Here is a 22,983-nt window from a genome sequence, read left to right as displayed (position 1 = left end):
GGGTCAATCCGCCTCAATCGTGATCCATGCAACACGGTCGCGGGGCTCTTTGGCAAACAATGCCTGTGAATTAATTTTCTGTATCTACGTCCGAAACCAGACGCATGCCGAGGTGTGCCGGGGGTGCGCCGACGGCGCAACCGCCTCGTGCTGGATCGCGCACGAGGAAAGGCACCGCTGCGACATGCTCACCACCGACAAAAAAGGCGGGGCATCGATCAGGGTCGATGTCTTCGCTTGCCCCAGCATAACAGTCCTGAGTCCATTCCCAGACGCTGCCGTCCAGATCAGCGATCCCGTGCAGTGATATCGAAAAGCTGCCTTGCGGTTTCAGTGCACGTGGAGAGAGTCCTTCGGTCAGATAACTTGAGGCCCATTTTAGTGATGGGTCGGTAAAGATCGGGTCGGGATCTTCAGGCAGAACTGACAATGCCATGTGGTTCCATTCCGCTCTTGTGGGGAGGCGGAAATCGTGACTAGTGGCGGCATTGATCCAACGCAAGTACTCGCTCACGTCTACATAATTAAGCCCGGTAGCGGGTGTTGTAGCCGGATCGAGACCCAACCGGGTGTGTAATTTCTGCGTACAACCACCGCTTTCGTAGCACAGATTCCATTCAGTGACCGTCACTTCGTGGCGTTGAACGTAGAGCGTTTCACCGCCGGGAAAAATGACCGGATTATCGGCCATTTCGGGCATCAGTTGTGTTCGAAAGAGTGGCCCATTCAAAAACAACACACCCGCACAGATGACCACTGCCACACTCAGACCTGCCCAACCTAGATTGGTTGGATTGGTGATCCGTTGCATGGCAGTGGCTTTCATGATTTGAAGTCCAACGGCGTTAGGTTGCAAAAGGCCGGGGGGCTACAACCTGTTCCATCAGGTTGTTGTCCCAGTCCCCTTCGACAATGAAATGCGCGGTGGCCCCCAGTAGCGCGGCTTCAATCAAGTTGTGGTTCACATAGGCATACACGCCTGGCTGTTCGAACGTGTACATTGCGGCAACTGCACATCCTCCGCGGACGAACCATGTTTCGACACCGGTCTGAGGCGCATCGGTGAACGAGGTCTCCCAGACATAGTTACCGTGGCCGCCGATCAGGTGCGGACGGGTGTCGCGGTTGGCCTGATTGTGAATCATCAGAACCGTCTCGCCGACGTTGAACTTCAGCGCGTTCTCGCCGGTCAGGGCACCTACCGCGCCGTTGAACACCGAATGGGTCGGGGTCAGCGTGCGCATCGCATCCAGGCTGTCGGCATAGTCGTCACCGGCGGCCTCATAGGTCTTGTACTCGCCGTTTTCGTCCAGCGGCAGATAGTAATCCTGCTCGCCGATATAGGCGATCTTGTCATATGTCAGCGGATTGCCATCCGCGTCCTTCAGGCCATCGCGCGGCAGCACCATCACCGCACCGTTCATGCCATGGGTGACGTGATACGGGATCATCGCTCCGCCCGGCGCGCAGTGATAGGTAAAGCAACCAGGTTTGGTCGCCTTCCAGCGCAGCACGGTTTCCTCGCCAGGATAGACATGGGTCAGGCCACCGCCACCCAACGCACCGGTCGAAGCGTGGAAGTCGATATTGTGCTCCATCACGCTGTCTTCGGGGTTGCGCAGGGTCAGTTCGATCATGTCGCCTTCGTGGCAGATGATCAGCGGGCCTGGGACTGAACCATTGTAGGTCAGAGCCCAGACAGACGCGCCGGTGTCCTCGTCAACGACCATAAGACGCTCGGTTGTCTCCATGGTGATTTCGATGATCTTTGGTCCGCCTGTGGCCACCTGCTCGTGCTCTGGTGCAAAGGGTGGTGCAACGAGTTCCTGTTTAACACGGGTATAACCAGACAAATCCGCCGGTTTGGCTGTGCTGTCAGCCTTTTGTTCACCCGCAACTTTGTAGAGTTTAGCCGAGGCTGCATCTGCCTTGAGCGGCATTGGTGTACGACGAGCTGCCATGGCACCTGCGCCGGTCATAGCTGCGGCGCCTGCCAGAACCGATCCCCGCAACACATTGCGGCGGCTGGTTTTCATAAGGCCGGGGTTGATGAATTTGGTCATAGTATCCTCCTTGAGGTCGGATGAGTGCAGCGAGTAAGCATTTCGCCGCCGTATCGGGGATCAGAAGTTTTCAAGTTGGGCTGTGAAACGCGCCTTGGCTTTTTTGGGGACGCGGCCTTCAAGGAAACCCTCGGGAATTTCGACGTCACCCACCGCTACGGTCATCACCATGCCCATTGCATAGTGGGGTTTGCAGATCACGCCATAGACGCCTTCGGTATCCAGCGTGACTTCGATTTCCTCATTGATTTTGCCCTTAAACGGCTCGGCGCCATCAGGGAGCATGCCTTTGGCTGTTTCCGCGTTGTGGCCCTTGTCCGATGCGATGAACTTGATCGTGTCACCCGGGGCAGCCTGTACAAACGCGGGCTCGAACACCATGCGTTCGCCATCACTGCCTTTGTTGAGCATTTGCACCTCGAAGGTTTCCGCGAAGGCGGCACTGGCCAGCAGGGTGGCCAGTGCAACGCTGGTTGTAAGCGTGCGGATCATCGAATTGTCCTTTCCTGAATGATCTCTTGGGCCTGACTCTATTGATTTCCGCGATCTGAAATTTGCGCTGGCGCAAGGTTTGGTGCGTTTTCGGGAAACACTGACCGTTACGATCTGGTTTTGCGGCTGTGATTGTGCCAAATCAGGTAAGCCATGATGGAAGCAGCCAAGAAAATATTGCCGCGGCTTGATGAAAGCCTGCTGACGCATTTGCCACCATTTTCAAAACTGGATCGTCGGCAAATCCGCACGATTCTGGATCAGGCCAGTTCGCGCCGCTATGAAGCGGGCGCGCATATCTTTGAAGAAGAAGACCCGGCCGATCGTTTCTTCATGTTGCTGGATGGCTATGTCCGAGTGGTGCGGGTTACGCAGACCGGCGAACAGGTCACCGCGTTGCATATCCCTGCAGGTCAACTTCTAGGAATTGCAAAGGCGATCGGGCGCGAGACATATCCGGCCACGGCAGTCACGGCGACGGAGTCCATCGCGCTGAGCTGGCCCACCAGACTGTGGGATACTTTCGTCACCGAATATGACGGCTTCGCCACTGAAACCTACAAGACGGTTGGCCACCGTGTAGGAGAAATGAACACCCGTATTGTGGAGCTTGCGACGCAACAGGTGGAACAGCGCGTGGCTAACGCGCTGTTACGTCTGATCAATCAGACTGGTCGCAAGGTGGAGGATGGGATTGAGATTGATTTCCCCATCACCCGACAGGATCTTTCAGAGCTTACTGCGACCACCTTGCATACGGTCAGCCGATTGCTGAGCGCATGGGAAAAGCAAGGTATCGTTGAAAGCAAACGCAAGCGCATCAAAGTATGTGATCCACACGCGCTGGTCGAGCTCAGCCAAGGTTAGTCCGGTCAGGCACAGCTAGAAATTGCGCTCTTCAGCTCTTCCAAAAAGGCCGTTTCATCCAGATCGTATTCCAGACAGGCATCTGAGATGGTGTGAAACGGGTTCACCAGGCATCCGACACATAACATTCCATGCTTTAGGAAAACACGCATTGTCTGCGGCCATTGCGCCATAAGATCCGCAAGCGTCAGGTCTGGATCGTCAATGTTCGGGCAAGGCATTGGGGTTCCTCTCACCCTCGACTTTAGGCTTGGAACCGTTCCAAACGTTGCGCTGGCGCAAACAGTGCCTTCTTCGCTCGGGCTAGCAATAAGCATCCCGATCTGAAGGAGGCCGACGCATGGCTGAAATCTTAACTAAATCGCGGGCGCGAAACATCTTCTACGGGGGCTCGATCTTTTTCGTCGTGATCTTCGTGGCGATGACCGTCCACAGCCACCGTTACGTGGTTAATACGTCAACCGCAGGCATGGAACTCAGCGAAGAAGTCGTTCTGGGCAAACATGTCTGGGAACGTCATTCTTGCATCAACTGCCACAGCCTGCATGGCGAGGGTGCCTATTTCGCCCCCGAGCTGGGCAACGTGATGACCCGCTGGGATGTCATGGACTCGCCCGAGGACGCCTATGAAATCCTCGATGGCTGGATGAAGGCGCAGCCTTCGGGCGTCGAGGGACGACGCCAGATGCCCTATTTCGATCTGACCGAAGAAGAGATGCGCGGCCTCGCCGAGTTCCTGCGCTGGGCGGATCAGACCGACACGCAGGGCTGGCCGCCCAATGACGCTGGCTAAGCGGCACGAAGGAGAAATCACATGAAATACCAATCTCAAAAAGTGGCGTATTACTATTTTCTGGCCGCAATAGCCCTGTTCGGCATTCAGGTTCTGGGCGGGCTTCTGGCGGGCTGGATCTATGTCTCGCCCAACTTCCTGTCCGAACTTCTGCCGTTCAACATCATCCGCATGATCCACACCAATGCGCTGATCGTCTGGCTGCTGCTGGGCTTCTTCGGGGCGGCGTATTTCCTCATCCCCGAGGAATCCGAGCGCGAGATTTACTCGGTCAAACTGGCCTATCTGCAACTCATCATCCTGCTGGTGGGGACGCTGGGCGCGGTCGGCTCATATCTGGTGGGCATCCATGGCGGGCGTGAGTTTCTTGAACAGCCCCTGTGGGTCAAGTTCGGCATCCTCGTCGCAGCGCTGATTTTTCTGTTCAACGTCTCGATGACCGTTCTGGCGGGCAAGAAGACGGCAATCACCAATGTGTTGCTGATGGGCCTGTGGCTGCTGTCGCTGCTCTGGGTGTTTGCGTTCATCAATCCGGACAACCTGAGTCTCGACAAAATGTACTGGTGGTTCGTCGTGCACCTGTGGGTCGAAGCGACCTGGGAACTGGTTATGGCCGCTATCCTCGCCTTCCTGCTGCTCAAGCTGACAGGTGTGGACCGTGAAGTGGTGGAGAAATGGCTCTATGTCATCGTCGCCACCGCTTTGTTTTCGGGCATTCTCGGCACCGGGCACCATTTCTACTGGATCGGTCTGCCGGGCTATTGGCAGTGGATCGGCTCGATCTTCTCGACCTTCGAAGTGATCCCCTTCTTCCTGATGATGAGCTTTGCCTTTGTCATGGTCTGGAAGGGCCGTAAGAACCACCCGAACAAAGCCGCATTATTGTGGTCGCTGGGGTCGTCCACCGTGGCCTTCTTTGGCGCCGGTGTCTGGGGCTTCCTGCACACGCTGCATGGGGTAAACTTCTACAGCCACGGCACGCAGATCACCGCAGCCCACGGCCACCTTGCCTTTTACGGGGCCTATGTGGCGCTGAACCTGGCGGTCTTCACCTACGCGATGCCGATGCTGCGGGGCAGGGCGCCCTATAATCAGGTGCTGAACATGGCCTCGTTCTGGCTGATGACCGGCGGCATGGCGTTCATGACCTTCGTGCTGACCTTCGCGGGCACCATCCAGACCCATATGCAGCGGGTGGTCGGTGACTATTACATGGATGTGCAGGACGCTCTGTCCGTCTTCTATCTGATGCGGTTCGGCGCCGGTGCTGCCGTGGTGATCGGTGCGTTGCTGTTCATCTACTCGATGCTGGTCGTGCGCAAGCAAGAGATCATCACGCCCGGCGCCGCAGACTCGGTTCCCGGAGAGTAAGCCATGAACATGCAAACACCTCCGACCCTGCCGTTCTATCAGCCCGTCGCGCGTGAATGCGAGCTGTTCGAGACGGCCTATGACAATGGTTTGCCCCTTCTTCTGAAGGGGCCGACCGGCTGCGGCAAGACGCGCTTTGTCGAACATATGGCGGCCAAGATGGGCAAACCGCTTTATACCGTTGCCTGTCATGACGACCTGTCAGCGGCCGACCTGATCGGGCGCTACCTGCTCAAAGGCGGGGAAACCGTCTGGGTCGATGGCCCGCTCACCCGTGCGGTGCGCGAGGGCGGCATCTGCTACCTCGATGAGGTGGTCGAGGCCCGCAAGGACGTGACCGTGGTGCTGCACCCGCTCACCGATACGCGCCGGACACTGATGATCGACCGCACCGGGGAAGAACTGGTGGCACCACCGGGCTTCATGCTCGTTGCATCCTACAACCCCGGTTACCAGAACGTGCTGAAGCGGCTGAAACCCTCGACCCGGCAGCGGTTCCTGTCCATCTCGTTCGACTTCCCCAACGAAGAGATCGAGATTGCCGTAGTGGCCCGCGAAAGCCGCCTTGAACCCGGCCGCGTCGCGCCTCTGGTACGTTTGGGCGGTCATATCCGGGCGCTATCGGGCATGGACCTAGAAGAGGGTGTCTCGACCCGTCTGCTGATCTATGCCGCCACGCTGATGGCCGGGGGCATGGGGGTCAATCAGGCGATCGAGGCCGCCATCGTCGAACCCCTGACTGATGAGGCCGACATGCAGCAGGCGCTGCGCGATCTGGTTGCCACAATTTACGGATAAGCGTCATGCGACTTCTCGATCTCATGGAACCCGAAGAAACCGTTGGCAATCTCTGGCACGAGATGGCCAGCGGGATCGCGGCGCATGTCAGCTACCCCGAGGCGGGTGTTTCCCTTGCCTCGGTCCGGCCCAGCCTTGCGGTCCTGTTCCGCGCGCTGGGCGGTGCGCCGGGCGTGGAACTGGCCGAGGCCCCCGCGACGCTGGTGCGCCACCGCCGTCCGGTGCGCCGCAATCTGGGGACCGAGCGAGACCGCGAATGGGTGGCAGGCTACGACGGCGAATGCTTGTCGCTGCCTCCGGCCATCGCTGCCTTCCCCGAGCCACACCTGAACCGCGCCGCCTATTTCTGGCTGACCGCGCTGGCGGCTGTCAGCGAAGTGACCGATTTCGATCTTGAAGGGGATGGCGCTGTCTTGGACGGGGCACTAATTCGCGCCAATGCCGCAGCCGCCGACCGGGCCTATGCAAGCTGCCCTGGCCTGCGCGGTGACTACGCCCGGATGGCAGAACACTGCGCCGCCACACGGCTCGACGTGTTGCGCCCCAAGCCTGAGGCGCAGATCGAAACCGCGATCCGCGACCAGCTTTGCGGCGCAACACCGGTAATCGGTGCCGAAACCACCTCGCGCGGCTATAAACCCTTTGCGCCGGTACCGATCTGGCTGCGTTTTTCCCGCCCAGGATCGGGTGCGGCGGCAACCGAAGAACAGGCCGACCCTGCGGCCCCTCCGCCCAATGCCGCACAGACGAGCCGGAAACTGGGCCGCCGCAAGGATCAGGATCAGCAGAACCGCAAGGACAGCATCATCATCCACCGGTTTGAGTCGATCCTGTCTTGGGTCGAGTCGATGAACATCAATCGCAGCGTCGATGACGACGATGACGAGAACGCCCAGAAGGCGGCCGAGGATCAGGACGAGATCATTCTGTCGAAACAGCACCGCAAGGCGGCGACGCGCCTGCGCCTGCATCTCGACCTTTCCCCCGCCGATGCCGATCACGAAGCCTTGGCCGGTGAGCATACCTATCCCGAATGGAACCACCGCGCGCGCTCTTACATGGAAGGGCATTGCCGCGTGCTGGATGCCCCGGCTCAGCCCGACGCCGCGCATCCCTTCCACCCGAACGAGCGCCGCGTCCGCGAAGTGCGCCGCCAGTTCGAAGCCCTGCGCCCGCGCCGCATCAAACAGCCGAGGCAGGTCGACGGATCGGAGCTTGACCTCGATGCCCTGCTGACCACACGGGCGGATCTGGCCGCAACCGGGCGCGGTTCCGACCGCATCTGGCAGGCCGCACGTCAGACCGAGCGTGATCTGTCGGTCGCCTTCCTGATCGACAATTCCCGATCGACCGAGGCCGCCATCGGCGACACCTCAGTGATCGAAGTAGCGCGCGAGGCGATGGGCGCATTGGCTGCGGGCATCGACGCGGCAGGTGATCGGCTTGGCATCTGGGGCTTTTCTTCACTGCGCCGCGACCGGGTGTTCCTGACCCGCTGCAAAACCTTCGACGCCCCTATGAGCCCCGACATCACCGCCAACATTGGCGCGCTGAAGCCGGGCCACTACACACGCCTGGGCGCCGCCATCCGGCATGTCAGCGCACAACTGGCCGAAGAACCCTCGTCCCACAAGCTGCTCATCGTGCTGACCGACGGCAAGCCCAACGACCTTGACCATTATGAGGGCCAGCACGGGATCGAAGACAGTCACATGGCCGTCCGCGAAGCCCGACGCGCAGGGCAGAGCCTGCATGGCGTCGTCATCGACGAAGACGGGCAGGACTGGTTCGCGCGCATCTTCGGGCGCGGCGGTTTCACCCTGCTGCCCAACCCCGAACGGCTGACCCGGGCATTGCCAGATATTTATCGCACTCTGACAAAGGAAACTTGACATGCGTGTCCTTCCCTTTTTCCTGACCCTTCTCGCATCCCCGGTTTGGGCCGAAAGTTTTGACCGCCCGATCCCGCAGGCCCAATCCGCCACCGCCGAGTTCTGGTTCGCAGTTGGCAGCGTCACGTTGATCGCCGCGCTGGGGGTTGTGCATTGGCTTGTGTCGCGCCGATGACCCAGGAGAGTTGGACAGTTACCCGTATTACCCTGGTTCTGTACCCGTTAGGGGCAGGCGCCATGGCAGTTAACGTTTTCTTCTTGTCTCTGATATTCAGCTGGATAGGCGGACCGGTTCTGTCGACCGGATGGTCCATCGCGTTGGGCTGTGTAATTGGTGGACCTGCGACATGGTATTTTGCCAGTCACATACGGCACCTGATGGATATCGCCGATGGCAGAACAGAGGGCTAGGGATTAGCTGTGGCAAACTCATCAATGCAACAGATGCGCGCCTGGCGTGGACTGGCGCTGTTCAGTTACGGATTTCGCCCGTTCTTCCTGTTCGCTTCGGTCTGGGCTGTGCTGTCCATGCTGCTTTGGATCCTGATATTGTCTGGTGTGCTGACATTGCCTACGCGGTTTGATCCGGTATCGTGGCACGCCCACGCTTTTTTGTTTGGCTACCTTGGTGCTGTGCTCGCAGGATTTCTGCTGACCGCAGTGCCAAACTGGACCGGTCGATTGCCTCTGGTGGGCTGGCCTCTGATCGCGCTTTTTGCGATCTGGTGTGCAGGACGCGTCGCGGTACTGACCTCCGCATTCCTTCCGCTTGGATGGGCCGCCGCCATTGATCTTATATTTCCGATAATTCTTGGCGGGCTGATATTGCGTGAGATCGTGGCAGGCAGGAACTGGCGCAATCTGTTGGTTCTGGGGTTGCTGGCCCTGTTCACGATTGCAAACGCGCTGTTCCACATCGAGAACGCACGTGGCGGCTTTGCAGCCCAAGGCATTGGGTTACGTATGGGGCTCGCCACTGCATTGATGATGGTTGCAGTAATTGGCGGTCGGATCATCCCTTCGTTCACGCGCAACTGGTTGGTTCAGCGGCAGCACAATAAACTCCCGGCGCCTCCGATGCAGTCATTTGACAAAGTCGTGCTTGTGGCGACGATGGCAATTCTAATGCTGTGGGCGGTTCAGCCGGCCCTGAAAGTCTCCGCTGTGCTGCTTCTTTTGCTGAGTGTCCTCCATCTGGTACGTCTATTGCGTTGGCAAGGTCATCAGACCGCACCAGAACCGCTGCTTTGGATGCTGCATGTCTGTTACGCTTTCATTCCATTGGGTGCATTTGCGCTGGGAGCGGCCATATTATCGGGCAGCTCCGGGCTTGCTGCAGCACAACATCTTTGGATGGTTGGCGCTATCGGCGGGATGACACTTGCCGTCATGACCAGAGCCACTTTGGGCCACACCGGCCGTCCACTGCGCGCAGACCGTATGACGGTTACAATCTATTTTGCGCTTTTGGTGGCAGTTGCCGCGCGGCTATTCGCTGATAAAGTACCGAGCCTAACCGATCTTTCGGGCATCTTCTGGCTTCTGTCTTTTGGTGGGTTTGTTTTGTGCTACGCTCCTCTTTTGGTCCGCTCCACAAAAACAGGCTAACGCTTGGAAACTGCCGTGCGACCGAAACTATAGCGCTCCAAACCATCCGGAACTATCGAGTCAAAGTCCGCACGCCGGCCCTGGCTCTGGAAAATGGAAGAAAGGCGAGGACGTGAAACGATTAGTTGCAACCAAATATTTCCGCAAACATGTTTGGGAAGCGGTCTTTGATCGTTGAAAATGGAAAAATTTTCCCCGTTTTGTAAGACCGCATCAATAGCGGTCGTTTAATCCACCATAGCGAAGGACCTCTTTGTCTGCTCACCTGCTATTTGCCACCTCGTTCTGAACGTCTGGAATGTGCGGTTCGCGACTTGCTGCACGAGCGAGACTTTAGGTGTTGTCCAAGGTCAAGTAAGGGCTCAAAGGACATATTCAAGCTCACCACAGAGAACATCGGCAGTGAGCCCAATGCAGACTTTGGTTTCAGTGGTGTGAACGTAGGGTATATTTTGACCATACTAACGGAGACGTAACAAGGAGCTTCACCCAAGAAGACGCAGCCGACGTCATTAATGAGAATAAACGGGACATCAACCGACTCAGAATGACAACAACCAATATCATGACAGTGCATCACCTTAAGTTCTATCTCGACTGGCTTGATCTGAATAAGGTGGAAGTCGACAGAACTACAGTTTCACTTCCATCGTTAATGGAAATTGAGGCAATGACCGCCGCCTTTGTGATTTCGTATGGACGGCTGTTTTCATCCACTACCGGAGTGACAAAGTACGTTAGAAAAAACGTCCCAGAGGAACATAAGCATGCACATGATGAAATAATCTCACTTCGAAATGAACGCTATGCACACCACGGAGATCATGAGTCGTGCGGTGTAGGGTCAGGACCCTAGCTAAAGCGGATGCGCTGCATGAGCTTTGACCAAGGCGGCAGGACGTAAGCTTCAAGCGACAGGCAGCCAAGTGCCTCCGGTTTTCCATATTTATCTAATTACTGCTATGTATGAATTCATCAAAGAATGAGGACATGATGAATTCACTAACCAGAATAACACGTGGGATAGGCGTCGCTCTCAAAGACGGTAGAGTGAAAGGCATTCTTGCCTTCACAGTTGGAATGATTTTATGGGCCTCGGTCTTTTACCACTTTGTCGAAGGTTGGAGTTGGCTCGACTCAATCTACTTTTCTGTCGTGACCATTTCGACCGTGGGGTTTGGTGACTTCTCACCTGAAACCGCGGCAGGGAAGATCTTCACAATGATTTACATCGTCGTGGGCCTCGGTGTCTTCGTGACCGCGGCGACCACAGTGGCGGATACAATCTTGTCCCAGGACGACAAAAAAGCGGACAAGTAGATTATCCCAATTTGACCAAATCGAGTTCATGCCCAGGCATTGGTTTGACTGGGCCCCTCAAGCTGTGGCTCGGATTCATTTGTGTCTTCAAACTGATAGACGATCACTAAAATTCAAAAAAATGTACATATTATGTTTTTTGAGTGTAACATTCGAAAAACACATGGAGGGATGGAATGGAAAAGACACAGGACGCAAAGATTGTCGATCTAGCGATACGATTGCTGTTTCTCGGACTATTCCTCTACAGCGCCCTGGTCATGGTGGCCCCGCTTGCGAGCGTGGTTATCTGGGCAACGATCCTCTGTGTGGCGCTATATCCGGCATTTGATTGGCTTCAGTCCAAGCTGGGAGGGCGGAAAAAACTTGCCACGACGATCTTGGTTTTGCTGGGCCTTGTTCTGACCCTCGGGCCAGTCGCTACCGCGGTGTCTGGTGCCGCAGAACTTGGGTCTGAATTCGCGGAACAAGCAGACAAAGGTGACTTGAAAGTCCCACCTGCGCCAGAGGGTCTCAAGGAGTTGCCCTTGGTGGGAGACAAAATAGCCGATGTCTGGGGAATGTTTGAGCGCAATCTTGACGGCGCGCTTGCAAAATACGGCACGCAAATCCTTGAGATCACCAAATCGCTCTTCGGAAAGGTGCTGGGCATCGGAATCGGGCTGCTTGGTTTAGCTCTTTCCGTACTGATTATGGGGGCTTTGTTCAGCCCCGGGCCAAGTTTGGTCCAGGGTCTTCAGCGCTTTGCAAACCGTGTCTTCGCACCGCGCGGCGGTGAATTCGTAACACTGGCAGGCGCAACTATTAGGAACGTGACAAAAGGCGTGATTGGTGTAGCAGCCATTCAGGCGGTCTGCGTTTGGATACTGTTGGCTTTGTTTGGGATTTCTTCGGCCGCCACGCTGGCATTTATCTGCCTGATACTTTCGATTATCCAAATCGGGCCCGGATTGGTTCTTATACCGGTTATTATTTACGCATGGAGTTCCATGTCTGGCGGAACTGCTTTGATCTTCACCGTTTTGGCCGTTCCAGTCATGATAATGGACAGTTTCCTAAGACCCGTATTCATTTCAAAAGGCCTTGAGACTCCCATGTTGGTCATCCTCATCGGTGTTCTCGGAGGTATGATGGCGTACGGTTTGATCGGCGTCTTTATGGGGCCGGTTCTCTTCGCTGTTTTCTATGAGCTATTCAAAGTTTGGATTGATACCTCGCCCGAAGCCGAGGGCGCTGCTGAAGGTGCGGCGAAATGAGGAAGACAATATGGACAACCCTGGCTGTCATTCTGATTTTCCTTGTCTGGTACCTGGTCGCTGATCGGAAAACACCATTTACCGGGAACGCCAGAGTAAAAGCCGTGGCGACCCAGATCGTCCCGCAGGTGACTGGCACTGTGACTGAAGTTTTGGTCGAAAACGGTGAGGTTGTCTCGGCCGGAGATGTCCTTGTCCGGATCGACGCGCGACCCTACGAGATTCAGCGCGACAAGGCGGAAGCTGATCTCGAGGCAGCCACTCAAGAGGTGGGTGCATCTTCGGCAGAGGTAAGAGCGGCACAGGCCAAACTCGCAAGGGCGCAAAGCGATCTGGATACAATGCGCATTCAGACGGAACGCGTATTTGCGCTCGAAAAGAAAGGGTTGATCGCCGTCACTAAGGCCGATGATGCGCGAGGGCAACTGGCAGAGTCCGAGGCAAACTATGAGAACGCAAAAGCGGATCTGGAAAAAGCAAAACAGAGGCTTGGTGACGATGGGATTGAAAACCCGAAAATCCAGCGCGCGTTGGCGGCCTTGGCGGATGCGGAACTGAACCTGGAATGGACTGAACTGCGTGCTCCGGCGACAGGCGTGATCTCTAATCTGTTGATAGCCCCTGGAACGTATGCGCGATCCGGTCAGGATCTGTTGACATTTCTGGACGCGACTGACGTCTGGATCGAGGCGTATTTTACCGAGAACAACCTAGGAAGAGCTTCGGTAGGGTCTCCGGTTGATGTGGTTTTGGATATGCATCCCGGTCAGATTGTTCCTGGCGTCATTGAGAGCTTTAGCGCGGCCGTTTCCCTAAGTGGCGGTGATGTGCCCGGGCAACTGGCGAGTCCGCCCAGTACCAAAGGTTTCTTGCGGGAGCCGGAAAGGTTCCCAGTCAGGATCGTATTGCCGGGCTATGAAGCTGGAAGTGCCGAAGATGATCTTCGCTTTCAGTTGAACGGGCAGGCCGATGTGATCATGTATCTAAGTGACAACTCATTGCTGAACCTGGTAGGCCGCACCTACATCCGCGTGGTTTCAATACTGTCCTATGCGTATTGAGGACCAACGCTCTGTCGCCCGGCTTGCGGTGGGTGTTACCGGCGTCTTTTCCTTGGGCTTGTTTCTTGGCTGGCCACTCGCCGTCGTTGGGGCGGTGTTCGCCGCACTGTTTTTGCAGGCGCCCGCCGCATTGCCTCTGGCAGCATTTGCTAAGCTGTTTGTTTTTTCGATTGGATTGATGTTCATTTCGTTCCTGGTGTCGTCAATCTTCTCACCATATCCTCTTGTTTTTCTCATTCTGGTGGCCATTGGAATAATCCTGTCTTTCATGTGGTCAGTTTCTGGCGCCGGAGTTTTACCAGGTGTCATCGCTCTCATGGGAGCATTGATGATCCCAAACTTGGTTCTGCAATCCCAGGATCTGGCCTTGGTGCTTGTGTATTGGATACCTTTGAATCTGCTGTTTGCAGGCTTTGTATCGACGCTAATGTTCGTGCTGATCCCCGCCGAACCTCAATCAGCGGCCCAGAAGAAGGCCGCATCGTCGCCGAACTTCGACCCATATCGCCGAATAGTCAGGATGTCGCTTGTAACAGTGCCGTTTGCCTTGGCGTTTTTTGTTTCCGGCGCATCTGCATTACTAGTTTTGTTTTTTGTCGCCCTGCTGAGCCAGCAACTTGCGGCAATGCCCGCTGCAGGCAAAACAGTTGCAAAAGCTATGCTGACGGCAAATCTTCTTGGGGCGGCAGTATCCATCATTTGTTATGAAATAAACGTAATAGCTCCGGTTATTCTCACCCCCATTCTGCTGTGTTTTTTCTTTTGCCTAACACTCGGAGCACTTGGAAAGTCAAAAGTCCCGCTCGCCGCCGCCGCCGGTTCCGCTATTACGACAGCTCTGATTGTATATGGGGGTTCGGTTGCACCATTTTCAGACGAGGCTGACGTCAAGAGCATCACTCGCGTATTGCAAGTTGCCAGCGCCGCTTTTTTTGTAATCATCGCATATGTGGTGGTGGATGAATTTTGGCCGGAGAAAGAGCGCCAAGCGGCTCAATGAAGTTAGTTGCGATGTGGCGTGGTTCTGAAAGAAATAGAATCCCTAGTGTCAGGACCCATTGATTTCTACGGGGTTGCGTGATTCACGGTTCGAAAAACGAGCGGCGAACATGTCTGATCTGTTTTGGTTGACCGACGCCCAGATGGCGCGTCTTGAGCCCTTCTTCCCAAAGTCTCACGGCAAACCCCGCGTCCATGACCGGCGGGTGTTGAGCGGGATAGTCTTCATTAATCGCAATGGCTTGCGCTGGCGCGATGCGCCAAAGGAATACGGCCCGCACAAGACGCTCTACAACCGCTGGAAACGTTGGAGCGACAAGGGCATCTTCGCCCGGATGATGGCCGGATTGGCCGCTGAGCACGGCGAAGATAAGACCGTGATGATAGATGCGACCTACCTGAAGACGCACCGCACAGCGACCATTTTGGGCGTCAAAAAGGGGGGCGTGGACGCCTGATCGGTCGGACCAAGGGCGGCATGAACACGAAGCTGCACGCTATCTGCGACAGCAAGGGACGCCCACTCAACTTTTTTGTGACGGCCGGGCAGGTCAGCGATTATATCGACGCACGGGCATTGTTGAGCAGCCAGCCAGATGTCGAATGGCTGCTTGGGGATCGCGGATATGACGCTGATTGGTTCCGGGAAGCGTTGAAAGACAAAGGTATACGCGCGTGCATCCCAGGCCGGAAGCAGCGGAAGAAAGCGGTGAAGTACGACAAGCGCCGCTACAAACGTCGCAATCGGATCGAGATCATGTTCGGAAGGCTGAAAGATTGGCGGCGAGTGGCAACCCGATACGACAGGTGCCCAAACGTCTTCCTCTCAGCCATCGCACTGGCGGCTACCGTCATCTATTGGCTATGAGTCCTGACCCTAAGTACTATTAGTGCCAACCAAAAAATCGATTGGCACTTGTTCGTTAGAACTTTCCTTGGCCTCTTCAGGCACCAACATTCACAACCATTTTGCCAAAATTCTCCCCGCGAAGTAGCTGGTTCAGGGCTTCTGGTGCAGCCTCCAACCCATCCACCATGTGCTCGCGGTACTTAACCGCACCATCCTGAATCCAACTTGTCATATCGCGTGTGAACTCTTGGTAAAGCGATATTGGAAAGCTGTCGAAAATGATGAAACCCTGTGCTTTCACCTTCTGCCTCAGCAAGGTGCCCATTATTGCTGGTCCCATATCGGGACCTTTGGGTAGCTCCGTCAAATTGTACCACGAAACTACGCCGCAGATTGGCATACGGGCAAAGGGGTTGAGCAAGGGTAAAACAGCATAAAGCACCTTGCCACCAACATTCTCGAAGTAGACATCGATCCCATCGGGGCATGCTGCGCGCAGCTGGTCGGCAAAATCGGCGGTCTTATGATCAATACAGGCGTTGAAACCGAGGTTTTCGACCACATGGGCACACTTGTCGGCCCCACCAGCAATCCCGACAACTCGGCAACCCTTGAGTTTGGCAATCTGACCCACGGTAGCTCCAACAGGGCCGGAGGCTGCGGCAACAACAACGGTTTCGCCGGGTTTTGGTTCGCCTATCTGCAATAACCCTGCATAGGCAGTATAGCCAGGCATCCCAAGTATCCCAAGAGCCCAAGACGGGTTTTGGGGAGATTTACCCATGTTGATGACCTCGTGACCATCGGAGATTGCATAATCTTGCCACCCACTGTTTGAGAGGACAAAGTCGCCAACTTCGAAACCATCGAGATTTGCAGCAATGACTTCCCCTACAACCTGTCCCGTCATCACTTCTCCTATTGCTACGGGTTCGGCATAGGATTTAGCGTCGTTCATCCGCCCACGCATGTAGGGGTCGAGCGACAGGTAATGTGTGCGGACCAGCATTTCACCTGCGCCCGGCGTAGGGATATCTGCGGTTTCCAAACGGAGCGTACTGGCGTCGGGCTCGCCACTGGGACGCTCATTCAATACGATCCGGCGATTAGTATCAGTGGTCTGGGTCATTTAGTGCTCTTTCCTTATACGTGTCGGTTTGAGGGAAGCGGGGGTATTCTTTGCGAAGAGTACGTATCAGTTTCAGGTTCCCGGCGCTGGATCGCCAGAACGTTCAGTTTCCCTTGAGCACGAGCTCATCAACTTCCTTACGCCAATGGACGGAAGGGCATCAACACATGCGTGGTTGCTCAAGTTCAATTGTAAAATTTTCTCACCATGGCTTGCAAGGAAACGCACAATTTCCGAACAGTGGGTAAGCCCATGCGCCATTCACACCAGTTGCGATGACATTGACAACGATTCCAAGAAGTGGCGCATCCTCAAGATGCGGGTTTGGGAGTGCCAGCACAGCTTCTCTGATGATTAAGAATGCCGCCAGCACAATCAGTACGCCCTCGGCGACGGCGGAAAGATACTCGGCCTTTTTGTGACCAAAGAGGTGTTTTTCGTCAGGGGTATATTGGAAATCCGAACTGCAAAATACGCCAGCAGCGCTGCAACGACATTTACAGTTGATTCCATTGCGTCTGACAACAACGCCACCGAGCCCGTCAGCTACCAGGTCAGCAGTTACAAGGCCGGTACCACAATGGAAATTGGAATGGACCAAAGAGCGATTTTTTGTGTCATTTGGCCACGACCCTTTGTCAATCATGAACAGAAACTCGGGTGACTGGTGAACTCCGGTGTTCAGCACGTAAAACAGGTGTTTGGTGAAAAGGGAATATGCCCTGCGGCTTCCTAACAGCGACCGACGACAGCATCTGGTCCACCTGCATGGCGCCAACGACGTTACTCTGATGGAAGCCCCGTCGACGAAACAGGAACAGCTTTGAGATACGCTGCAATCGCCAAACGGTCCTCATCTGTAAGGCGAGACGTGTTCTCGATGACCCCCACCATTTCACCACCAGCACTGTCATAATCCGGCGTGAAGCCAGATTTGAGGTACTCGGCAATGTCAGCCTCGGACCAATCAAGCTGGTCTGAAGTAAGGCCGGGGATACGACCTTTCCCGTTTGGATTTGGAGCGCCCGTCAGCCAAAGGTCTCGTTTTAAACCACCTAGACCATTTCGCGGGGTATGGCATTCAGCGCAATGACCCAGCGCCTCGACTAAATACCTGCCATGTCTTTGTTGGTCGGTCAAATCACTTTCGACTACCCAACCTGGTGTCATGAACAACAGTTTCCATCCCCCCAATCCACGACGAACATTGAAAGGAAAACCTACCTCATGCGGAACGCTTGCAGTTGTGGCTGCTGGCAGAGTGCCGAGGAATGCGTGAAGCGAAACGACGTCGTGTGCTGACATGTTGGCGTAAGATGTATAGGGAAACGCTGGAAAATAGTGCTGCCCTTCGGGTCCGGTCCCCTGGATCAAGGCGTTGGCCAGATCCAGGGCAGACCAGGACCCAATGCCGACTTCTGGGTCACTGGAAATGTTGGGGGCAGTGAACGTGCCGAAATCCGTCTCAAACCGGCGACCACCGGAGAGCATGAGCTTGTCCTCGCCAACTGCATCAGGCGCTGCATGACAGGATGCGCATCCTGCCGCGTAGAACACGATTTCACCTCTGGCGTGATCTGGGTTCAAACCGTCGAGTTGAGACGGCTCCACTCTTTGTGGTCGGGTCAGAACCAAACCGGCCAACCCAACCAAAAGTGCAACGAAAGCGGTAAATAGGAAAATCCGCTTCACAGCTATCTGCCGATTAGTCTTTCGGTGCTCTGTAAGCTTTGTGACACGCCGAACAGCTTCCACCCAGATCGCCCATGGCCGCTTTCAGGGCATCAACATCTTGGCCAGCCGCAGCCTGCATCGCAATAGCGGCATCTGCCATGGCCTGCCCTTTCGCACCAACGTCAGGGAAGTTTTCCCAGATTGCCGACAGCGCTCGGGTGGACGGATCGGACACATTGTCAGATCCCTGGGGCCACATCGCGGATTGGTCGATCTGCGTTAGCACAACAAGGTTGTTTGCAGCCCGTGTTGCGGCTTCGGCATCATAGTCCACTTCGCCTTTGGCCATGCCGCCAAGTGTACCAAGATTGAAGGCATAGAGTTGCATGATTGAGGTTCGAGCTTTCACAGCCGGGTTTTCACTTTCGTGGGCGATGGCTGTGCCAATGGCGACCAATGACAAAAGACCTGCCGCGAAGATTGAGAACTTCTTCATCATGATGTGTCTCCCTGTTCAATGCTCCGAATGTTAGCTTGAACGAATTTTCTTGTAATTGTTTGTTATTGGTCGTCACTTGTTAATTTATGAACAATGAAAACTGGGATGACATTCGGTACGCACTAGCCGTAAGCAAATACGGTTCGTTGAACGCGGCGGCGGCGGCGATGGGCGTCACGCACGCCACAGTCTTGCGCAGGGTGGCCGCATTCGAAGAACGCAATGGTTGCGTGGTTTTTCAGAAAAGTTCGTCAGGATATTCCGTTCTCCCCGAAGCCAGTGCGATCTTTTCAGCCATGGAAAGCGTTGAAGAAGCGGTGCTTTCGGTGGAGCGGGCGGTTGTCGGAGCAAATCGCTCGCCAATGGGTCACGTGCGCATTACATCGACTGATAGTCTTTGTCAGATTGTTCTCCCAAGAATACTCAACGAAATCTCACTCCTTTACCCAGGTTTGAACCTGACTCTGCTAAGCCAGAACAGCCACCATGATCTTTCCCGACTGACAGCAGACATTGCTGTGCGCCCTTCGATAAAGCTCGGGGAAGGGCTAATCGGAGAGCGTGCAGGAACGCTGTCCTTCGGTGTCTATGACGATGGTAGCCCCAATCGCAAATGGATGAGGCTAGACGGAGCGTTGAGTCGTTCACTTCCTGCCAAATGGCTGGCGCAGAATGTAAGCGCCGACGAAATGACCAATGGAGCAGACAGTTTTCTGGTGCTACAGCAGATGGCGGCCTCGGGAGCTGGTAAAACCTTTTTGCCGTCATTTTTTGGCGACGTGGATACCCGCCTTAAGCGGTCGAAGGAAGTGAATCCTAAGTTCGAGGTTCCGCTGTGGGTCGCAACGTTAGAAGAAATCTCGCAAACTCCAAGGTTTGCTGTAGTTCAGAAGGCACTAGTCGAACGTATATCGGAAGCGCTAGCTAAGTGATTTTATGCAACTGAGACTTTCGAGTTCTTACATTTTTGACTTTCCAAATTTGCAATGTCCAGTCGGAAACGTTCGCATTGGGCTCCTCCAATCAATTATGATTGCTGCGGAGAACGGCAAAACTGAGCCCAGACTGCACACGAGAAGAATCTAAGGCGATCCGGCTTGAATTGATCAATTCACGAGTTTCTAATCTTCGGGAATTTGGGATATTTGCGAGAACGAGTGTCCTCCGCAGTTTTGCCGCGCCATGTGGCGCAACAGTCTTTCAACCAGGTCAAGCATGTCCAAGCTTCATCATTCTGTCAGAGGGATCAAGTCGTGTAACGCTTACAGGCCCGAGCGGACGCGAAGTGGTCCTATATCGTGTCACGTCGGCCGACGTATGCCTCCAGATTTTGTCATGCCTGATAAGGGACGAGGCCTACGGTGCCGAAGGTGTTGCAGAGACCGACTTGACCGGGCAAATCGTGCTAGCTCACGAGTTTCGAAAGAAGCTCGCCGAGGACGCTGAGTTCCGAGTTATGATTATGTTGTCCGTTTCCTCGCGGTTTTCGGAACAACAGCAGTTGATTGAAGATGTGGCGCTTACGAACTTCGATGCGTGACTCGCCAAGGCCTTGATAAGGCTTGCGTCTTCAGGCAGCAGGGTGAAGGCAACCCACTCCGTACTCACAAGCGAAACAGCCTCAGGCCGCGCCTACGTGTCCCGCAGATTGGCGGAGTTCGCGAAGAAAGGCTGGGTAAAGCAGCATGAGGACGGCATCGCCATACTTGATCGCAAGGAACTGGAACATGTTGCCGCAGGTTAGCGGTGACTCTGTCACCGTCTGTCGGCGACGTAAAAGGTTAGAATTGGGCATCAATCAACCAAGGAGGATTTAATGATGTCCAGAAATGAAGGAACACTTGGTCGCGCACGCGTATCATTCTTGACCTTGTGTTGCTGTCTTTGACCTTTGTCGGCTCTCAGACGATGTGGGGCTTATTGGCATCATCCCGCTCATCACAGGTCTAGTTGGCGTTGGCCCGATCTACTCCGCGCTAAGGATCAAGACGTGCAGCGTGAACCTGCCTGGCGCAACGGCATTGCTGCGTTGGCGCAAGGCCGCAATGAGTCAAAAACCGACAAGATGGTGCATGCTGTTCGAATAACAGTGAAGCGCAGTAACCGGGCTTTGCAAAGTTCGCCCTGTGACATGCGCCCGTTATTCTATATCTTGCTACGATTCCGCAGTCGCGGCCAACACGCACACTGTTCCCCGTACGAGAAGTGTCGAAGTCGTTCGAATTCCCATTCTTCTCAAATGAGTTGTACTTCGATTGCCCGAAGCTAGGGACTGGTCTCGGCTATTTATGTTTGTGTCTTTCCTGAAATTAGAATCCGGCAAGCCAAGCCGCCGAGGCTAGAGGATGTATCCAGTGTTAGCTTGCAGCCGTAAGCGTTCAACAAGTCAACTGTTATGGCCAAACCTAAACCGGTTCCTCGAACAGAAGTGTCCAGCCGCCCTCCGGAATGCAGTACCCCTTCACGTGCATCTTCTGGAATTCCAGGTCCGTCATCCTCAATGCAAATCTCAATACCGCCCGCAACACGTTTGGCAGCTATGTGAATTCTTGTCCGACACCATTTCAGAGCGTTGTCGAGGAGGTTTCCAATCACTTCTTCGATGTCTTGAGCGTCCATTCGGACCTGAAGTCCGCTCTCGCATTCTGTCGTTAAAGATTTTCCTTCACGCTCTGCCGTGACCGAGAACAATCTGGATAGCCTATTAACCGAATGAGTAAGATCAGTTCGAGAGTATGTAAGTTCAGCGGTGTTTGACGCACGCATGCGTGCAAGGGAGCGCTTGAGCTGAGCATCGATCCTGTTCAACGCGTCGTCGGCAGGTTCGGTATCTGCTCCGTTGTCCGACAAAGCTGCCAGTTCGTTTCGGAGGATCGCAGTCGGGGTTTTTAGCGCATGCGCCAAATCAGCCGCTTGCCGTCGAGAACCAGATACAATCTCGCGGTTTCTGTGCAGCAATTGATTGAGGTCCTCGACAAGTGGCGAAACTTCTTCCGGATAGCCCTCCGGCTTAAGATCGTCTCCCTTGTCCCAGCGATGCGCCACATCTGCGCGCAGCTTCCTGAGAGGACCGACAATTGCAGACATCAACATCAATGAACCAGCAACTCCGATCAAGCCAACCAATCCAAAAACCGGCAGCAAGTTGTCCTGCGCGGCCCGGCGTTCGCTGATCAGCTCTCCTCTGCTTTCAGCGACAGTCACGCCCCATTCGGTTCCGTCTTCGAACGTGATCTTCTGAAACACACTTCGCACGGCCTCATTATCCGGGCCAGCGGTGTTCCAGACGACTGCCTCTTCCCTCAAGCCAGCAGGTTCGGAAATTGTTTCGTCAAAGAGCGATGCGGACGTAAATATGGCGCCGCTGCCATCCGTCACTTGCCAATACCTGCCGGAGTACGGCGTTCCGTAGGCCGGGTCGAACATGAGATCACGCAGAGCCTCAGGGTCGTCTGTGGTTGCGCTCAGGCCGACAATAAGTTGCGTGTGCCTGTCGCGCAGCGTCTCATCAAACTGTTCCAGGACGCGGGTATTGATGTAGGAAAACACAACGAGCGTTCCGACACCCACAGAAAGGGCGCCAGTCGCGAGGCCGCCAAGCAACGCGCGTTGGCGAAGCGACAACATCAGGCGGTATCGATCATATAGCCGCGCCCTCTGACAGTCGTAATAAGTTCAGAGCCTAGTTTTTTACGCAGCCGGGTTATGAAAACAGCAATGGTGTTGGAATCCCGATCGCCGTCGTATTCGTAAATGTGTTCTGACAACTCGGTGCGCGAAACCATGCGTCCCATGTTGTGAGCAAGGTAGGTAAGAACGGCGATCTCTTGCGCGGTCAGAACCACAGGAATTCCACCAACACTGACGCGCCCGTTTCGTGTGTCGAGCGAGACATCCCCCATTTCGATCACAGGGTTCAACTGACCGCTTTGTCTGCGCAGGATTGCACGCACACGTGCTGCCAACTCGGGCATGTGGAACGGCTTGGTCATGTAGTCATCAGCGCCGGCATCCAGGCCATCCACGCGCTCGCTCCACCCGTCGCGAGCCGTCAGGATCAAAACAGGCGTCTTAACGCCTGCACTACGCCATTCACGCAAGACAGAAATACCGTCGCGTTCTGGCAACCCGATGTCGAGGATGATTATGTCGTAAGGTTCTGTCGCACCCAGGTGCAGGGCGTCTGTACCATTGTTGGCCACATCTACAACACGGCCTTCCGCAATTAGAAGTTTTTTAACCTGCTCGCATAGCTGCGGTTCATCTTCAGCCAGAAGTACTCTCATATTCAAAAGCTACAGTCGCAACGGC

27 protein-coding genes are annotated in these 22,983 nt (G+C 55.2%); 17 read left to right on the top strand and 10 right to left on the bottom strand.

Annotated elements, in window-relative coordinates; genetic code table 11:
- Positions 1-70: 70 nt before the first annotated feature.
- Genes AC2FI9_RS17620 through AC2FI9_RS17610 form a run of 3 tightly spaced genes read right to left on the bottom strand, consistent with a single transcriptional unit; the run spans position 71 to position 2,555 of the window.
- Entirely contained in the window at positions 71-811 is a 741-nt protein-coding gene (locus AC2FI9_RS17620; protein WP_496769430.1) for a formylglycine-generating enzyme family protein, read from the bottom strand.
- A gap of 34 nt (positions 812-845) precedes the next feature.
- The gene (nirK, locus tag AC2FI9_RS17615; protein ID WP_496769427.1) at positions 846-2,063 is read right to left on the bottom strand and encodes a copper-containing nitrite reductase; all 1,218 of its coding nucleotides are present in this window, start codon (positions 2,061-2,063) and stop codon (positions 846-848) included.
- A gap of 60 nt (positions 2,064-2,123) precedes the next feature.
- Entirely contained in the window at positions 2,124-2,555 is a 432-nt protein-coding gene (locus tag AC2FI9_RS17610) for a pseudoazurin (RefSeq protein ID WP_496769425.1), read from the bottom strand.
- Between the two features lie 156 nt (positions 2,556-2,711).
- Between AC2FI9_RS17610 and AC2FI9_RS17605 the strand changes: the two genes are divergently transcribed.
- The gene (locus tag AC2FI9_RS17605) at positions 2,712-3,422 is read left to right on the top strand and encodes a Crp/Fnr family transcriptional regulator (RefSeq protein WP_170335652.1); all 711 of its coding nucleotides are present in this window, start codon (positions 2,712-2,714) and stop codon (positions 3,420-3,422) included.
- Between the two features lie 5 nt (positions 3,423-3,427).
- Here the strand turns inward: AC2FI9_RS17605 and AC2FI9_RS17600 are convergent, their stop codons facing one another.
- Positions 3,428-3,643 (bottom strand): DUF1858 domain-containing protein, encoded by a 216-nt coding sequence (locus AC2FI9_RS17600; protein ID WP_496725636.1) that lies wholly within the window; start codon positions 3,641-3,643, stop codon positions 3,428-3,430.
- 119 nt (positions 3,644-3,762) lie between these two features.
- Between AC2FI9_RS17600 and AC2FI9_RS17595 the strand changes: the two genes are divergently transcribed.
- The 12 genes from AC2FI9_RS17595 (at position 3,763) to AC2FI9_RS17540 (ending at position 15,388) form a co-directional block, all read left to right on the top strand.
- Entirely contained in the window at positions 3,763-4,215 is a 453-nt protein-coding gene (locus AC2FI9_RS17595) for a c-type cytochrome (RefSeq protein ID WP_155147961.1), read from the top strand.
- A 21-nt stretch (positions 4,216-4,236) separates the two neighbouring features.
- Complete coding sequence (locus tag AC2FI9_RS17590) at positions 4,237-5,586, top strand: cbb3-type cytochrome c oxidase subunit I (RefSeq protein WP_496741978.1); 1,350 nt, start codon at positions 4,237-4,239, stop codon at positions 5,584-5,586.
- A 3-nt stretch (positions 5,587-5,589) separates the two neighbouring features.
- The gene (locus AC2FI9_RS17585) at positions 5,590-6,384 is read left to right on the top strand and encodes a CbbQ/NirQ/NorQ/GpvN family protein (protein WP_496725634.1); all 795 of its coding nucleotides are present in this window, start codon (positions 5,590-5,592) and stop codon (positions 6,382-6,384) included.
- A gap of 5 nt (positions 6,385-6,389) precedes the next feature.
- On the top strand, positions 6,390-8,276 hold the full coding sequence (locus tag AC2FI9_RS17580) for a nitric oxide reductase activation protein NorD (protein WP_496769423.1): 1,887 nt from the start codon (positions 6,390-6,392) through the stop codon (positions 8,274-8,276).
- Between the two features lies 1 nt (position 8,277).
- On the top strand, positions 8,278-8,451 hold the full coding sequence (locus AC2FI9_RS17575; protein ID WP_496725217.1) for a protein NnrT: 174 nt from the start codon (positions 8,278-8,280) through the stop codon (positions 8,449-8,451).
- A 62-nt stretch (positions 8,452-8,513) separates the two neighbouring features.
- A complete protein-coding gene (locus AC2FI9_RS17570) occupies positions 8,514-8,687 on the top strand; it encodes an NnrT protein (RefSeq protein WP_496725632.1) in 174 nt (57 codons plus the stop codon).
- A 33-nt stretch (positions 8,688-8,720) separates the two neighbouring features.
- Positions 8,721-9,884: an NnrS family protein gene (locus AC2FI9_RS17565; RefSeq protein WP_496769420.1), complete on the top strand. Its 1,164-nt coding sequence runs from the start codon at positions 8,721-8,723 to the stop codon at positions 9,882-9,884.
- Positions 9,885-10,934: 1,050 nt separating this feature from the next.
- Entirely contained in the window at positions 10,935-11,204 is a 270-nt protein-coding gene (locus AC2FI9_RS17560) for a potassium channel family protein (RefSeq protein WP_234416729.1), read from the top strand.
- 176 nt (positions 11,205-11,380) lie between these two features.
- Positions 11,381-12,460 (top strand): AI-2E family transporter, encoded by a 1,080-nt coding sequence (locus AC2FI9_RS17555; protein WP_496769418.1) that lies wholly within the window; start codon positions 11,381-11,383, stop codon positions 12,458-12,460.
- Positions 12,457-13,521, top strand: coding sequence for an HlyD family secretion protein (locus AC2FI9_RS17550; protein ID WP_496725629.1), 1,065 nt, complete (start codon positions 12,457-12,459; stop codon positions 13,519-13,521). The genes AC2FI9_RS17555 and AC2FI9_RS17550 overlap by 4 nt, the downstream gene beginning before the upstream one ends.
- Complete coding sequence (locus tag AC2FI9_RS17545) at positions 13,511-14,521, top strand: DUF2955 domain-containing protein (protein ID WP_496742016.1); 1,011 nt, start codon at positions 13,511-13,513, stop codon at positions 14,519-14,521. Before AC2FI9_RS17550 ends, AC2FI9_RS17545 begins: the two co-directional genes overlap by 11 nt.
- A gap of 109 nt (positions 14,522-14,630) precedes the next feature.
- A protein-coding gene (locus AC2FI9_RS17540; RefSeq protein ID WP_496769416.1) for an IS5 family transposase occupies positions 14,631-15,388 on the top strand; the annotation gives its coding sequence in 2 pieces (ribosomal slippage) (positions 14,631-14,952 and positions 14,952-15,388; 759 coding nt in all).
- Between the two features lie 76 nt (positions 15,389-15,464).
- Here AC2FI9_RS17540 and curA read toward each other — a convergent pair.
- The 4 genes from curA to AC2FI9_RS17520 all read right to left on the bottom strand — a co-directional run bounded on the left by curA (position 15,465) and on the right by AC2FI9_RS17520 (position 18,669).
- On the bottom strand, positions 15,465-16,499 hold the full coding sequence (curA, locus tag AC2FI9_RS17535; RefSeq protein ID WP_496769414.1) for an NADPH-dependent curcumin/dihydrocurcumin reductase: 1,035 nt from the start codon (positions 16,497-16,499) through the stop codon (positions 15,465-15,467).
- A gap of 202 nt (positions 16,500-16,701) precedes the next feature.
- Complete coding sequence (locus AC2FI9_RS17530; RefSeq protein WP_496769412.1) at positions 16,702-17,145, bottom strand: cation efflux transmembrane domain-containing protein; 444 nt, start codon at positions 17,143-17,145, stop codon at positions 16,702-16,704.
- 137 nt (positions 17,146-17,282) lie between these two features.
- Entirely contained in the window at positions 17,283-18,191 is a 909-nt protein-coding gene (locus AC2FI9_RS17525) for a c-type cytochrome (RefSeq protein ID WP_496769410.1), read from the bottom strand.
- A gap of 13 nt (positions 18,192-18,204) precedes the next feature.
- Entirely contained in the window at positions 18,205-18,669 is a 465-nt protein-coding gene (locus AC2FI9_RS17520; protein WP_496769408.1) for a c-type cytochrome, read from the bottom strand.
- Positions 18,670-18,758: 89 nt separating this feature from the next.
- On the opposite strand from AC2FI9_RS17520, the gene AC2FI9_RS17515 reads away from it, so the two are divergent.
- From AC2FI9_RS17515 to AC2FI9_RS17500, 4 genes are all read left to right on the top strand, one after another.
- Entirely contained in the window at positions 18,759-19,604 is an 846-nt protein-coding gene (locus AC2FI9_RS17515) for a LysR family transcriptional regulator (protein WP_496769406.1), read from the top strand.
- Between the two features lie 101 nt (positions 19,605-19,705).
- Positions 19,706-20,212 carry a Crp/Fnr family transcriptional regulator gene (locus AC2FI9_RS17510; protein ID WP_496769405.1) on the top strand — a complete coding sequence of 169 codons (507 nt, stop codon included), beginning with the start codon at positions 19,706-19,708 and terminating at the stop codon, positions 20,210-20,212.
- A 12-nt stretch (positions 20,213-20,224) separates the two neighbouring features.
- Positions 20,225-20,416 carry a helix-turn-helix domain-containing protein gene (locus AC2FI9_RS17505; protein ID WP_496725621.1) on the top strand — a complete coding sequence of 64 codons (192 nt, stop codon included), beginning with the start codon at positions 20,225-20,227 and terminating at the stop codon, positions 20,414-20,416.
- A gap of 166 nt (positions 20,417-20,582) precedes the next feature.
- A complete protein-coding gene (locus AC2FI9_RS17500; protein ID WP_496725620.1) occupies positions 20,583-20,759 on the top strand; it encodes a YgaP family membrane protein in 177 nt (58 codons plus the stop codon).
- Between the two features lie 199 nt (positions 20,760-20,958).
- On the opposite strand, the gene AC2FI9_RS17495 is transcribed toward AC2FI9_RS17500, so the two are convergent.
- Together AC2FI9_RS17495 and AC2FI9_RS17490 are read right to left on the bottom strand one after the other, a co-directional pair.
- Positions 20,959-22,299 (bottom strand): sensor histidine kinase, encoded by a 1,341-nt coding sequence (locus AC2FI9_RS17495; RefSeq protein ID WP_496725619.1) that lies wholly within the window; start codon positions 22,297-22,299, stop codon positions 20,959-20,961.
- Positions 22,299-22,958 (bottom strand): response regulator transcription factor, encoded by a 660-nt coding sequence (locus tag AC2FI9_RS17490; RefSeq protein WP_496725618.1) that lies wholly within the window; start codon positions 22,956-22,958, stop codon positions 22,299-22,301. Before AC2FI9_RS17490 ends, AC2FI9_RS17495 begins: the two co-directional genes overlap by 1 nt.
- Between the last annotated feature and the right edge of the window lie 25 nt (positions 22,959-22,983).

It is taken from the genome of Ruegeria sp. CDSA246 (genome assembly GCF_059611225.1).
Note: the sequence above shows the minus strand (reverse complement) of the source record. Positions and strands in the feature narration are given on the sequence as shown.

What these genes read in the sequence shown, in the direction of transcription:
- AC2FI9_RS17565 (WP_496769420.1), top strand. Translation starts at nt 8,721, where the DNA reads ATGCGCGCCTGGCGTGGACTGGCGCTGTTCAGTTACGGATTTCGCCCG.
- AC2FI9_RS17610 (WP_496769425.1), bottom strand. Translation starts at nt 2,555, where the DNA reads ATGATCCGCACGCTTACAACCAGCGTTGCACTGGCCACCCTGCTGGCC.
- AC2FI9_RS17555 (WP_496769418.1), top strand. Translation starts at nt 11,381, where the DNA reads ATGGAAAAGACACAGGACGCAAAGATTGTCGATCTAGCGATACGATTG.
- nirK (WP_496769427.1), bottom strand. Translation starts at nt 2,063, where the DNA reads ATGACCAAATTCATCAACCCCGGCCTTATGAAAACCAGCCGCCGCAAT.
- AC2FI9_RS17595 (WP_155147961.1), top strand. Translation starts at nt 3,763, where the DNA reads ATGGCTGAAATCTTAACTAAATCGCGGGCGCGAAACATCTTCTACGGG.
- AC2FI9_RS17585 (WP_496725634.1), top strand. Translation starts at nt 5,590, where the DNA reads ATGAACATGCAAACACCTCCGACCCTGCCGTTCTATCAGCCCGTCGCG.
- curA (WP_496769414.1), bottom strand. Translation starts at nt 16,499, where the DNA reads ATGACCCAGACCACTGATACTAATCGCCGGATCGTATTGAATGAGCGT.
- AC2FI9_RS17545 (WP_496742016.1), top strand. Translation starts at nt 13,511, where the DNA reads ATGCGTATTGAGGACCAACGCTCTGTCGCCCGGCTTGCGGTGGGTGTT.
- AC2FI9_RS17575 (WP_496725217.1), top strand. Translation starts at nt 8,278, where the DNA reads ATGCGTGTCCTTCCCTTTTTCCTGACCCTTCTCGCATCCCCGGTTTGG.
- AC2FI9_RS17530 (WP_496769412.1), bottom strand. Translation starts at nt 17,145, where the DNA reads ATGATTGACAAAGGGTCGTGGCCAAATGACACAAAAAATCGCTCTTTG.
- AC2FI9_RS17580 (WP_496769423.1), top strand. Translation starts at nt 6,390, where the DNA reads ATGCGACTTCTCGATCTCATGGAACCCGAAGAAACCGTTGGCAATCTC.
- AC2FI9_RS17490 (WP_496725618.1), bottom strand. Translation starts at nt 22,958, where the DNA reads ATGAGAGTACTTCTGGCTGAAGATGAACCGCAGCTATGCGAGCAGGTT.
- AC2FI9_RS17605 (WP_170335652.1), top strand. Translation starts at nt 2,712, where the DNA reads ATGGAAGCAGCCAAGAAAATATTGCCGCGGCTTGATGAAAGCCTGCTG.
- AC2FI9_RS17590 (WP_496741978.1), top strand. Translation starts at nt 4,237, where the DNA reads ATGAAATACCAATCTCAAAAAGTGGCGTATTACTATTTTCTGGCCGCA.
- AC2FI9_RS17550 (WP_496725629.1), top strand. Translation starts at nt 12,457, where the DNA reads ATGAGGAAGACAATATGGACAACCCTGGCTGTCATTCTGATTTTCCTT.
- AC2FI9_RS17495 (WP_496725619.1), bottom strand. Translation starts at nt 22,299, where the DNA reads ATGTTGTCGCTTCGCCAACGCGCGTTGCTTGGCGGCCTCGCGACTGGC.
- AC2FI9_RS17600 (WP_496725636.1), bottom strand. Translation starts at nt 3,643, where the DNA reads ATGCCTTGCCCGAACATTGACGATCCAGACCTGACGCTTGCGGATCTT.
- AC2FI9_RS17515 (WP_496769406.1), top strand. Translation starts at nt 18,759, where the DNA reads ATGAACAATGAAAACTGGGATGACATTCGGTACGCACTAGCCGTAAGC.
- AC2FI9_RS17520 (WP_496769408.1), bottom strand. Translation starts at nt 18,669, where the DNA reads ATGAAGAAGTTCTCAATCTTCGCGGCAGGTCTTTTGTCATTGGTCGCC.
- AC2FI9_RS17570 (WP_496725632.1), top strand. Translation starts at nt 8,514, where the DNA reads ATGGCAGTTAACGTTTTCTTCTTGTCTCTGATATTCAGCTGGATAGGC.
- AC2FI9_RS17620 (WP_496769430.1), bottom strand. Translation starts at nt 811, where the DNA reads ATGCAACGGATCACCAATCCAACCAATCTAGGTTGGGCAGGTCTGAGT.